The sequence below is a fragment of the Paenibacillus lacisoli genome, from assembly GCF_030580655.1.
GTDB lineage: Bacteria > Bacillota > Bacilli > Paenibacillales > Paenibacillaceae > Paenibacillus > Paenibacillus lacisoli.
In genome coordinates this window covers 1-12,307 of the sequence record NZ_JAUQTB010000005.1, presented here as the reverse complement: position 1 = coordinate 12,307, position 12,307 = coordinate 1, and the positions used below count along the sequence as shown (strand labels likewise).

General features: G+C 50.4%; 13 protein-coding genes, 1 rRNA gene and 1 other annotated feature. All 14 genes read left to right on the top strand.

Features of this window, described 5'->3' with window-relative positions; genetic code table 11:
- Positions 1–101: 101 nt before the first annotated feature.
- Positions 102–1,286 (top strand): Rne/Rng family ribonuclease, encoded by a 1,185-nt coding sequence (locus Q5741_RS10715; RefSeq protein WP_305024308.1) that lies wholly within the window; start codon positions 102–104, stop codon positions 1,284–1,286.
- A gap of 212 nt (positions 1,287–1,498) precedes the next feature.
- Positions 1,499–1,939, top strand: coding sequence for a MarR family winged helix-turn-helix transcriptional regulator (locus Q5741_RS10710; RefSeq protein WP_305024087.1), 441 nt, complete (start codon positions 1,499–1,501; stop codon positions 1,937–1,939).
- Between the two features lie 114 nt (positions 1,940–2,053).
- Positions 2,054–2,146 (top strand) — a sequence feature (ribosomal protein L21 leader region).
- Positions 2,147–2,159: 13 nt separating this feature from the next.
- Positions 2,160–2,471: a 50S ribosomal protein L21 gene (rplU, locus tag Q5741_RS10705; RefSeq protein WP_305024086.1), complete on the top strand. Its 312-nt coding sequence runs from the start codon at positions 2,160–2,162 to the stop codon at positions 2,469–2,471.
- Positions 2,472–2,483: 12 nt separating this feature from the next.
- The gene (locus tag Q5741_RS10700) at positions 2,484–2,816 is read left to right on the top strand and encodes a ribosomal-processing cysteine protease Prp (protein WP_305024085.1); all 333 of its coding nucleotides are present in this window, start codon (positions 2,484–2,486) and stop codon (positions 2,814–2,816) included.
- A gap of 18 nt (positions 2,817–2,834) precedes the next feature.
- Positions 2,835–3,146: a 50S ribosomal protein L27 gene (rpmA, locus tag Q5741_RS10695; RefSeq protein WP_305024084.1), complete on the top strand. Its 312-nt coding sequence runs from the start codon at positions 2,835–2,837 to the stop codon at positions 3,144–3,146.
- 142 nt (positions 3,147–3,288) lie between these two features.
- Positions 3,289–4,026: a Spo0B domain-containing protein gene (locus Q5741_RS10690; RefSeq protein WP_305024083.1), complete on the top strand. Its 738-nt coding sequence runs from the start codon at positions 3,289–3,291 to the stop codon at positions 4,024–4,026.
- Between the two features lie 15 nt (positions 4,027–4,041).
- Complete coding sequence (gene obgE, locus Q5741_RS10685; protein WP_305024082.1) at positions 4,042–5,352, top strand: GTPase ObgE; 1,311 nt, start codon at positions 4,042–4,044, stop codon at positions 5,350–5,352.
- 241 nt (positions 5,353–5,593) lie between these two features.
- Positions 5,594–6,031, top strand: a complete 438-nt coding sequence (locus tag Q5741_RS10680) for an ACT domain-containing protein (protein WP_305024081.1) — start codon at positions 5,594–5,596, stop codon at positions 6,029–6,031.
- 28 nt (positions 6,032–6,059) lie between these two features.
- Positions 6,060–7,346 (top strand): homoserine dehydrogenase, encoded by a 1,287-nt coding sequence (locus Q5741_RS10675; protein ID WP_305024080.1) that lies wholly within the window; start codon positions 6,060–6,062, stop codon positions 7,344–7,346.
- Between the two features lie 64 nt (positions 7,347–7,410).
- Positions 7,411–8,379, top strand: coding sequence for a homoserine kinase (gene thrB, locus Q5741_RS10670; protein WP_305024079.1), 969 nt, complete (start codon positions 7,411–7,413; stop codon positions 8,377–8,379).
- Positions 8,376–9,263: a prephenate dehydratase gene (gene pheA, locus Q5741_RS10665; RefSeq protein WP_305024078.1), complete on the top strand. Its 888-nt coding sequence runs from the start codon at positions 8,376–8,378 to the stop codon at positions 9,261–9,263. Before thrB ends, pheA begins: the two co-directional genes overlap by 4 nt.
- Before the next feature lie 4 nt (positions 9,264–9,267).
- Positions 9,268–10,155, top strand: coding sequence for a branched-chain-amino-acid transaminase (ilvE, locus tag Q5741_RS10660; protein WP_305024077.1), 888 nt, complete (start codon positions 9,268–9,270; stop codon positions 10,153–10,155).
- 194 nt (positions 10,156–10,349) lie between these two features.
- Positions 10,350–11,903: a LysM peptidoglycan-binding domain-containing protein gene (locus Q5741_RS10655; protein WP_305024076.1), complete on the top strand. Its 1,554-nt coding sequence runs from the start codon at positions 10,350–10,352 to the stop codon at positions 11,901–11,903.
- A 330-nt stretch (positions 11,904–12,233) separates the two neighbouring features.
- A 16S ribosomal RNA gene (locus Q5741_RS10650) occupies positions 12,234–12,307 on the top strand; the annotation flags it as partial.

The following is a 12,307-nucleotide window of genomic DNA, read 5'->3' as shown; positions in this document are numbered from 1 at the left end:
CTCTCATTTTGGTATAATATTGAATGAAGATTCAAGTTGGGATGCCAATCGGCGAGGATGGCCTGGATAGAAGAGCGACAGGTTTACGCAGAGGTGAAGACGTGAAGCAAATGATAGTACATTGTCAAGAGAACAGAACTGAAATGGCGCTGCTCGACGAAGGGAAACTGGTGGAATTTGCTTCAGAAAAGACAAGGGAACAAGGCCTGCTGGGTTCTTTCTTCAAAGGCAGAGTCGTGAATGTCATTCCCGGTATGCAGGCGGCTTTTGTGGATATTGGCCAGAAGCGGAACGCTTTTCTGTACGTGGATGATGTGCTGCATCCGAATCTGGAGAAGCATGCCAAGATCAAGCCCGCGATATCCGAGCTGCTTCGGGTAGGGCAGGAGATTGTAGTGCAGGTGCTTAAGGAGCCTGTTGGCAGTAAGGGAGCGCGTGTAACAACGCACTATTCCCTGCCAGGACGCTGGATTGTATATATGCCCGAAGCGGATTATGTTGCGGTATCCAAGAAGATTGCAACTGAAGAGGAACGGGCTCGCCTGCGTTCACTGGGAGAGAAGCTGCGCCGCCGCGGTGAAGGTTTGATCATCCGCACGGTCTCGCAGAAGGAGTCGCTGGAAGCTATCGCAGGCGATCTGGAAGAGCTCCGGGAGCAGTGGAAGCTTATTCAGGAGAAATCACATCAGCTGTCTGCGCCGCTGCTGCTCCATCGGGATATGAGTATGGTACAGCGGCTGATCCGCGATGTGTTTACACCAGGAGAAGATGAGCTGGTGATTGATAATGAAGGACAAGCCCGTGACGCGGCAGCCTACCTGAAGCAGATTAACGGGGGACGCGAATCCCGGATCACAAGCTATACGAAGCCGGAGCCGATCTTCTGTGCCATGGGTGTAAAGGGACAGCTGGAGCGTGATTTTGCCAGGAAGGTATGGCTTGCGGGCGGAGGTTATGTGGTGATTGATCATACCGAAGCCCTGACAGTGATTGATGTGAACACTGGTAAATATACCGGGGGGAGCACGCTGGAGGAGACGGTCACCGAGACCAATGTTCAGGCTGCGGTTGAGATTGCCCGGTTGATCAGGCTGAGAGATATCGGCGGCATCATTATTATTGATTTTATTGATATGGAAGAAGAACAGAACAGACGCAGGGTCACGGACGCCCTGGATGAATGTCTCAAAAAAGACCGCACGCAGACCTATGTTGTCGGCTGGACCAGGCTTGGCCTGCTCGAGCTCACTCGCAAAAAAGTAAGAGAAGAAAAAACATTGTCCTAGCATAAAAGCACAGGCCTTCAGCCTGTGCTTTTTGGTGCAGCAGTATAAAATACTTGCAATGATTTCGCGCAGGATCGACTGCTTGCTTGATTAAACCTGCATTGAGATATAGACTTAGATGAATCAATTAAATTTTGCACAAATGCGTCGGGTGTATTAGCTGATGTCTTGAGCGGAATAATCAATATAATGTTTGGGATGGCGATCAGAACATGAGTAACTCGGGACCCTTTTTATCTTTGGACGATCATCTTTGCTTTTCTTTATATGCGTCCTCCAGGGCCATTCTTAGGCTGTACCGTCCGTTTCTCGATGAGATTGGACTGACTTATCCGCAGTATCTGGTGCTGCTGGTGCTGTGGGAGCAGGGTCAGACTACAGTCAAGGTTCTGGGACAGCGGCTGGAGCTTGATTCGGGCACACTGACACCTATGCTGAAACGGATGGAAGCCGCCGGCTTGGTCGAACGCAGCCGTACAACGGAGGATGAGCGTTTTGTTATGGTTAAGATTACCGATAAAGGTGCGGAGCTGAGGGACAAAGCGATGTGTATTCCCCGTTCCTTATTTGAAGCCTCGGGTATGACTGTTGAAGAGACACAGGCGCTAAATTCGGCGATTCGCAAGCTGTCACATCAGGTAAATGATAAATAGGACTAACAATAACAGAATTTTCTGCAATTTAGTCTAACTGTTTTAACAGAATAGCTTGATTTATGATAGGCAGCATGCTATAATCCATTAGTATGTGTCTAGTAATTATTGCTGCACATGCTGTAACCGCTCCGATCGGGTTGAAGCTCGTGCTCTTATCCTGGATAAGAGGGACGACACCTGAATCAGGCGAGTCTGAGACATAGGGAGGTGCAAGCAAATGTACGCTATTATCGAAACAGGTGGTAAACAATACAAAGTTCAAGAGGGCGACGTATTGTTCATCGAGAAGCTGAACGCAAATGACGGCGAGAGCGTAACGTTCGACCGTGTCCTGGCAGTGTCCAGCGACAAAGGTTTTACGGCAGGTACGCCGGTGGTATCCGGAGCTTCCGTAACGGCTAAGGTGGAGAAGCATGGTAAAGGTCAAAAGGTTGTTGTATACAAATACAAGCCGAAAAAGAACTACCACAAAAAGCAAGGCCATCGTCAACCGTACACGAAAGTAACCATCGAGAAAATCCAAGCATAAGAAGGTGCATCCGTGATTAACGTGCACATTGCCCGACTGGATGACGGCAGTATTGAAGGTTTCTCGATTGAAGGCCATGCAAACTTTGCAAAAGCCGGTCGTGATATCGTTTGTGCCGGTGTTTCAGCTGTTACGGTTGGAACCGTGAACTCGATCGAAGCCCTTACCGGGGTGGAGCTTGATTCGAAGATGAAGAATGGTTTTCTTAGCGCCCGTCTGACGGAACCGCTGGCGGATTCCGTGTCTTCACAGGTACAGTTGCTGCTTGAGTCCATGGTGGTCATGCTGGAGAGTATCGCAGCGTCATATGGTAAGTATATACGTGTAGAGCAAGGCAATAACTAAAGAAGGAGGTAGACTAACATGTTGAAATTGAATCTTCAATTGTTCGCATCGAAAAAAGGTGTAGGTTCCACAAAGAACGGACGTGATAGCCGTGCTAAACGTCTGGGCGTGAAACGTGCTGACGGTCAAGCAGTGACTGGCGGCAGCATCCTGGTTCGTCAGCGCGGAACGAAAATTCATCCGGGCACGAACGTGGGCATCGGTTCTGACGACACTCTTTTTGCTAAAGTGGACGGCGTTGTGAAATTCGAACGTTGGGGCCGCGACCGCAAAAAAGTGAGCGTCTACCCGATTGAAGTCGCTCCAGTAGCGGCTGCAGTGGAAGCTTAATAACGGCGTTAGCCGAATAAGGAGCCTCCGGCACTTCTGCCGGGGGCTTTTTTGTATCGTGGTGCCCACGGGTGTAATCTCTATGATATACTGATTTATGGTTATGGAACCCATTTAACAGATTGCAGAACGGAGAGAAGCCATGAGAAGTTGGACCAAGGTGCCGCTGCTTACCGCATGCTCCATTTTGATTCCTTTGGTTTTTATTTTTGTATATCCTACAATCGTTACTTTGGTTGCAGCCGTAATTTGGTGTGTGGGCTCCGTGATGCTGGCCGTGCAGATGTTGCGCCGGACGGCAGAGCAGGAGAAACAGCAGCTGCTGCGCACGGTGCAGGGAACAGCCATTTCCACGCTGAACCATCATAGACACGATTGGATGAATGATTTGCAGGTGCTGTACGGATATATCCGGCTGGGCAAGCATGATAAAACCGTGCAGTGTGTGGAAAGAATAAAGGAACGGGTCGCTGAGGAGAGTAAAATCGCTAAGCTGGGTATTCCATCGCTGGTATTTTTCCTGCAGTCGTTCCGCAGTTATGGAGCCAACCTGGAGTTACATGTGGAAGTGCAGGATCAAATGCAGCTGGGCGCTGTCATGTCTCCCGAAGACGGCGAGTCCCTTGCTACGGCTGTCATGGATACAGTAAGGGCATATCAATACAGTGGGGGCCGGTCGTCCTGGGGAGAAGTGCGCAGCTTGACCATTTATTTTACTTTGGATCAGGGAGACGCTGTGGTGCGTTTTGAAGCCTCCGAGATGGAGGATCCCGAGCTGCTGCATCAGATTGTTAAGGCACTGGAGCACAAGCATATCGTAGCAGAGCAGTCAAACGCCGGACAGGCATCTTTTCAATTTAGGATGCCGTGCGGAATATAAGGAAGGTGTCAATAAATGTTTGTAGATACAGCTAAAATTTATGTTAAAGGCGGCGATGGCGGGGATGGTCTCATCTCCTTCCGCCGCGAGAAATATGTTCCGGAAGGCGGACCGGCAGGGGGCGACGGCGGTAAGGGCGGCGACGTTATTTTCCGTGTCGATGAAGGTCTGAGAACGCTGATGGACTTCCGCTACCAGCGCCATTTCAAAGCACAGCGCGGAGAGAAGGGCAAGAACAAAAGCCGTCATGGAGCGAATGCCGAGAATATGGTGGTTCGAATTCCTCCGGGTACGGTTGTTGTGGACGACGATTCCGGTGAAGTGCTGGCAGATTTGACCCGTCATGGGCAGCAGGTCGTTGTGGCCAGAGGCGGCCGCGGCGGCCGCGGTAATATCCGCTTTGCTACGCCGAACAACCCTGCACCTGAATTGGCAGAGAACGGGGAAGAAGGACAGGAGCGCTACATTACCCTTGAACTGAAGGTCATGGCAGACGTAGGTCTGGTAGGTTTCCCGAGTGTGGGTAAATCGACCCTGCTGTCTGTGGTATCTGCGGCAAAGCCGAAGATCGGAGCCTATCATTTTACAACGATAACGCCGAATCTGGGTGTTGTGGATGTAGGTGAAGGAAGAAGCTTTGTTATGGCTGACCTTCCGGGACTCATAGAAGGAGCCCATGAAGGTGTCGGTCTGGGGCATGAATTCCTGCGTCATGTAGAGCGTACTCGTGTTATTGTCCATGTGGTGGATATGGCAGGTTCCGAGGGAAGGGATCCGTTTGAAGACTGGCAGAAGATCAACGACGAACTAAAGCTGTATAATGAGCAGCTGTCAGAGCGTCCGCAGATTGTGGCAGCTAACAAAATGGATATGCCGGAAGCGCAGGAGAATCTGGAACGTTTTAGCGAGCAGGTGCGTGAGCTTCGTCCGGATATCGAAATTATGCCCATCTCCTCGCTGACCCGCCAAGGGGTGCAGGAGCTCTTGTACCGTACAGCAGATATCCTGGAGCAGATTCCAGAGGAGACGGCTGTAGAGGAAGTAGCTGAAGTCGAAGAGCGCAAAGTCTACAAGCTGGACAAGAAGGAAGATGACAGCTTCCGAATCGTACGCGATAATGACGTGTATGTGGTGGAGAGTGCGAAGATTGAACGGATGATGAAACGCATGCAGCTGAATTCTCATGATGCTATTCTCAAGCTTGCACGTACACTGCGCCACATGGGTGTGGATGATGCCCTGCGTCAGCGTGGAGCCGAAGATGGTACCATTGTACGTATAGGCGATTTTGAATTTGAATTTGTGGAAGGCAGCAGTTACTACTAAGAAAACAGCCGGTTCTTATCTTGACTTCAAGAGGAGGACCGGCTTTTTACATAACAAAACACCAAATAAAAATACCGTAGATATCTGTTCCAGGTTTATTCAAACAGGCAGCTTGAAGTGCAGATAAGAACCTGCTGATAAGGTTAGGCTGAAAAAAACGGACATTGCCTATTGCCCTAATCTCATTGTTTCGATATAATGTCCACTAAATAAAAACAAGAGTCTTTGAGGAGAGGACGTTTTGAAGGAACGCTATTATTTAGTGCGTGAAGACATTTTGCCCGAGGCGGTCGTGAAGACGATGCAGGTCAAGCAGCTGCTTGCCGCCGGAGATGTCAAAACCGTTCATGAAGCGGTCGAGCAAATCGGATTAAGCCGCAGTGCCTTTTATAAATATAAAGATGGTATTCACTTGATCAACCAGCTGGAACGGGAACGGATTGTGAATATTTCGATCGATCTGGAACATGAATCAGGTATGCTCTCCAAGGTGCTGGGGGTGGTAGCGGATTTCGGAGCTAACGTGCTGACTATCAACCAGAGCATCCCTCTTCAGGGCAGAGCCAATGTGGTGATTTCGGTGGAAATGTCTCGATTAAACGACGGGCTGGGTGATATGCTGGAAGGACTGGGCGCTCTTGCAGGTGTAAGACGTGTGCGGCTGATTGGCCAAGGTTAGGAAGAGAGAAGATATCGGGGGTATGGGAATGAGACCGGTAAAAGTAGGACTGCTGGGCCTGGGTACTGTAGGTACAGGTGTAGTCCGCATCGTGGAAGGCAATCAGGCAGACCTGAGCAGTCAGGTCGGCTCGCCGATTGTAATAGAGAAGATTGTAGTTAAGAATACCGACAAGGTTCGGAGTATCCCAATTAGTCCGGAAAAATTAACGGAGGACCCTTGGGAGGTCATCAAGAACCCGGAAATTGATGTGATTGTGGAAGTTATGGGCGGGATCGATCAGACCAAAGCTTATATTTTGGCGGCTCTGGAACACGGCAAGCACGTGGTTACCGCGAATAAGGACCTTATGGCCCTATATGGCTCTGAGATTATTGCCAAGGCGCAGGAACATCAATGTGACGTATTTTACGAGGCAAGTGTAGCAGGCGGTATACCGATCATCCGAACTCTGATTGAAGGGTTCTCATCGGACCGGATCACACGGATTATGGGAATTGTGAACGGCACAACCAATTATATTCTGACCAAAATGAGTCAGGAAGGTGCTTCGTACGAATCGGTGCTCAAAGAAGCACAGCAGCTCGGTTACGCCGAGTCGGATCCGACTTCCGATGTGGAAGGCCTGGATGCTGCGCGGAAGATGGCTATATTGGGGACGCTTGGTTTCCGCAGCCATGTGGAGCTGAAGGATGTATCGGTTGAGGGGATTACCGGAATATCCAGCGAAGATATCGCTTTTGCCAAACGTCTGGGATATGAAATGAAGCTGCTGGGCATTGCCGAGATGCAGGATGACGCATTCACGGTTAGTGTGCAGCCGACAATGGTCAGCCAGAATCACCCGTTAGCAGCTGTTAATGGTGTGTTCAACGCAGTATATGTTCATGGCGAAGCGGTTGGCGAGACGATGTTCTACGGTGCGGGTGCCGGTGAAATGCCGACAGCGACCTCGGTTGTGGCCGATCTCGTAGCTGTTGTACGGAACATGAAGCTGGGTGTGAACGGATCGAAAGCGATGCTGCCTTATAAGCCGAAGCGGCTGATGAGCGATGAACTTGTTTTCTGCAAAAATTTTATTCTGCTGCATGTGGACGACAAGGCCGGCGTATTGGCCAAAATCACACAGGTGTTTGCTGAATTTGATGTCAGCCTTGCCTCTGTGGTGCAGCAGCCGAATGAGCATAATCCGGACGCGGAGATTATCATCGTCACGCACGCCGCCAGCAAGGCAAGTGTGCAGCAGGTGCTTGAGCATTTTGAATCCCTGGAAGTCATACGCAAAATTAAAAGTGTCTATCGTGTAGTCGGCTAAACACCCGGCTGGATGACGCTGTACTATACAGAAAGCTGCTTTACAGCTGGAGAGGAAGTTTTGCATGATTCGCGAAGAAGGCGTTAGAGTAAGGATCCCGGCCAGTACAGCTAACCTTGGGCCCGGGTTTGACACAATGGGAATGGCACTGTCCCTGTATGCCTGGATGGAGATGAAGGCTTCAGATCAGACTACGTTTCACCTCCATGGTGACCAAATGAACGGAGTGCCCGTGGATAAATCCAACTTGATTTACGAAGTGGCCCAGCTTGTCTTCCGGGAAGCGGGAGTGCATGTACCGGAGATTGAAGTTGCTATGTATTCAGATATCCCGCTGACCCGTGGGCTTGGCAGCAGTGCATCAGCGATTGTCGGCGGACTGGCTGCGGCGAATGCGCTTATCGGTTTTCCCCTGCCGCAAAGCAAGCTGTTCGATATGGCCACAGCGATCGAGAAACACCCCGATAATGTGGGGGCCTCTCTGTATGGCGGTATTATCACAGCTGTATGGGACGGCAGCCGGGCAGAGTGTCTGAAAATTATACCGGACGAGAATCTGGAGGTTATTGTCGTCATCCCTGATTTTCAATTGTCTACCAGCAAGGCGCGAGAAGTGCTGCCGGCATCGCTTTCCATGGGGGATGCTATATTTAACATCAGCCGTTCCACACTGCTCGCGACGGCGCTGGCGCAGGGAAGACTGGACCTGATCCGGACGGCGATGAAGGACCGCCTTCACCAGCCTTACCGTGCATCCCTGGTACCCGGGATGGCTGAAATTCTCGAGCATGCTCCTGAACACGGAGCACTGGGTGCTGCACTAAGTGGCGCAGGACCGACTGTACTCGCACTGGCTGACCGCCGGGAAGGACGGAGCGGAGAGTTGACCCGGTACCTGCTGGAGACGATGGAGCGTTCTGGAATCCAGGCTGCAGCTCTGCAGCTTCTGCCGGATCTGGAAGGTGTGCAGCTGATTTCCCAGATGCAATCCTTGTCATTTTTGGATATGATAAAAGGGGACGTTACAATATGAAAAAGATTGCTGTATTACCCGAAGGAACCGTCTCGCACGAAGCGATTCTGTACCTGGCGGGTGATGTTCCCTATGAACTTGTACACTACAAGCATATTTCTGAAGTGTTTCGTTCAACGGAGCAAGGAGTAACCGATTATAGCGTCATTCCGATTGAGAACACCATTGACGGCTCGGTGAGCTTACATATGGATTGGCTCGTGCATGAAGTGGATATCCCAATGCAGGCCGAGTGGGTATACCCCTCCATTCAGAATTTGATCGGACACCGCAATGAATTTCAGGACCGTGACGGTAATGTGGATTTCACGCGTATTACCAAAATTATGTCCCATCCGGTTGCCATCCCGCAGTGCCAGCAGTTCATCCAAAAGTTTGCGCCTCAGGCTGAGCTGGAAAGTGTGAATAGTACGGCCGAGGCTGTGGCTATCGTCAAGAATAATCCGGGTTCAGGCTGGGCAGCGATCGGTACGTCTCTGGCTGCCGAGAAGCATCAGCTGGATATTATGGCCAGCAAGGTTACGGATCACGACAATAACTTTACCCGCTTCGTTCTGGTTGGACGTGAGCCGGCAGAGTTTAGACGTCAGCCTGAAGGTGTACGCACCAGTCTAATTGTGACTCAGCCGGAAGACTTTCCTGGTGCACTGCACCAGGTGCTGTCGGCCTTTGCCTGGCGCCGTCTGAATCTGTCGCGCATCGAATCGCGCCCGACCAAAAGGCAGCTGGGCAGTTATTATTTTTACATTGAGGTTCTGGAGACCATCCATTCGGTACTGCTTCCGGCAGCTATAGCTGAGATCGAAGCGCTGCAATGCCAGGTGCGGATTCTTGGCTCCTACCCCAACTATACTTATCAAGAACTATCCACGGAGGTGCAGTAGTACAATGGCAGAGCAATGGATTTATTTAGACGGTGAGTTTGTTACCAAGGAGAACGCAAAAGTTTCCGTTTACGACCATGGTTTTCTGTACGGTGACGGCATTTTTGAAGGGATTCGTATTTATAACGGCAATATTTTCAAATGCAAAGAGCATCTGGATCGTCTTTATGATTCAGCTAAATCCATCCAGCTTAACATTCCGCTGAGCTATGACGAGATGCTGGAAGCCATGGCGGAGACAATCCGTCGTAACGAGATGCGCAGCGGATATATCCGTCTGGTTGTATCCCGCGGTGCAGGTAATCTGGGTCTTGATCCGAACCGCTGTCCCAAAGCTACTGTATTGATTATCGTGGAGCAGCTGGCAATTTATCCGGAGGAAGCCTACCGTACTGGCCTGAAGACGGTGTCGGTCTCCCAGCGCCGCAACATTCCGGATGCACTGAATCCGAAGATCAAATCCTTGAATTACCTGAATAATATTTTGGTTAAAATCCAGTCCAACTACGCCGGTGTAGGCGAAGCTATCATGCTGAACTCCCAGGGATATGTAACTGAGGGCTCTAGTGATAACATTTTTATCATCAAAAATGGTGTGGTCTATACCCCGCCTTGCTATCTCGGGGCGCTTGAAGGTGTAACCCGTAATGCGATCATTGACATCTGCGGTAAAATCGGCCTTCCGCTGAAGGAACAACCATTTACCCTGCATGATGTGTATGTTGCCGATGAAGTATTCTTCACAGGTACGGCTGCTGAAGTTATCGCTGCTTATGAAGTGGACGGCAGAACGATTGGTTCCGGCGTGGCGGGTCCAATCACACTGCAGCTGCTTCAGGAGTTCCGTGCGATCGTGGACCAAGACGGTTACAAGGTATGGCCAGCTGAATAAGTCTTATGCTTTAGCATCAAGTCCTTTCTCTTCGGAGAAAGGGCTTTTTTTGTCGGGTGCGCGAAGGCTTTGGCGGTCAGCGGAGTGTTTTTTTACAGATAAGGATGTCATTCGCCCAGTCCCTGCATAGGATGTAGTATCGGAAAGACGGGTGCAGGTTGACCCAAATGATACGTCTAGGAGGTTAGTGATACGTGAAGATCCATATCGTCAAAAAGGGAGATACTCTCTATCTGCTGGCTCAGAAGTATGGAGTGACCCTGGAGAAAATCACTGCGGCGAATCCGCAGATAACGGATCCCAACCAGCTTGAAATTGGTATGAAGGTTAAAATTCCGTCAGAAGCGGTTCCGGCATCACCGGCCCAGGATGTCGTGTATCAGCACAAGGTGAAGCAGGGGGATACACTATGGCAGCTCTCCAAAGCGTGGGGAATTCCACTGCAGAACATGATTGAAGCTAATCCGCAGCTGAAGAACCCGAATGCGCTGTTGGTTGGTGAAACGGTCAACATCCCCAAAGTCAAGGGAGAACAGATGACTGTTCCGAGCAATCCGAAGATGCCGGGGGGGAAAACCTATACAGGGGTTAAAGAGGAGCTGACCCAACCGAAAGAAGAACTGACCGCACCTAAAGAGGAACTGACCAAGCCGAAGGAGGAAATGCCTTTGCCTCCTGTTCAGCAGCTTCCGGTCATGCCCGAGATGCCGGTCCAGCCGACTCCTCCTCCTGTGCAGGAGATGCCCCAGCCGATTGTAATGATTACACCGCCCGCACCAGCTCCGCTGCCTCAGCCGGTTCCCGCGCCGATTATGATGCCGCCGCAGCAGGAAATGCCTTGCGGATATGAGAAGCCGAAAGAAGACTGCGGCTGCGGGCAAATGCCAGCGCCTATTCCTATGCCTTATGCGATGATGCCTGATATGTATTCCGAGGTAGGAAACAAGATGGAAGAGTGTGGGGACATGGGAATGGGGATTTATCCGGGCATCCAGCCGGAGCAGGTAGGAGCTGCAAACATGCAGCCGATCTATAGTCAACCGCTCCCTTATATGGATGACTGCGGCTGCCACGGCCATAAAGGCCCGACATGGATGCCGGAAATTCAGCCGTATATGCAGGCTCCGTTAATGGCAGAGTATCATCACGAGGGAGGCGGCTATCCTAACGGATATCCAGTCCCGATGCCTTACCAGCCTCAGCAGTCTTATGCTTCACCACTGATGATGCAGCCTCCCATGACCAGTCCTTCTATGTATGGACCTGTAGGAGCGGGAGGCGATTGTGGATGCGGCGGCGCCCAGGCGCCAATGCCTTATAGCTATCAGCCTCAAGCAGGCATAAGCCACAGCTATGAATATCCGGTTCAACCGATTTATTTTAACCAGCCTGGTGTACCACAGCAGCCATCCGGTGCATACGGCGGCATATATCCGCCCAAAGCTGGAGATTGCGGGTGCCGCGAGACGCAGGCTGTGCTTTCAACACAAGATGCTAATTTTATCATCCAGCCGGATGAGGAAGTTACACCATCGGTTACCATTGCAGCTGAGGAACCAAAACCGCAGACGATTCCGAGGGGGGCAGCTGCCAAAGCCCCGTCCAAACACAAACAGGTAAAGATTTCGCAAAGTGATTCCTCATCTGGTAAGGCTGCACGTTCCAAGACATCAGGTGAAAACAGTAAAGGTAAAGCAAAGGAACGGGTGTCGCGCTCCAAGCGCAACAGCCCATGGATTCAAGGATAGCTCTATTTTCGGTATTAAAGGCACCGGGATTCTCTTGGTGCCTTTCCTTATGGGTTATATTAACAGTTGCATTAGTATGTTATCCTATGATAAATTATAAAAGTTCTCTTCTGAAGAGACAGCAAGTAAAGCAGTAAAGATTTAAAAGAAAGACTTGCTTTGTCTGAAGAGATCTGATATATTATAAGAGTTGCTGCTGAAAATGCAGATGACTGTTTGATCTTTGAAAACTGAACAACGAGTGAGTATCGCTGTTGCGTAAGTAACAGCAAACCATGAGATTTATATCTCGTCAGATTCAAAATGAGCTTATCGCTCTTTTCAATAACTTTATTGGAGAGTTTGATCCTGGCTCAGGACGAACGCTGGCGGCGTGCCTAATACATGCAAGTCGAGCGGGGTTT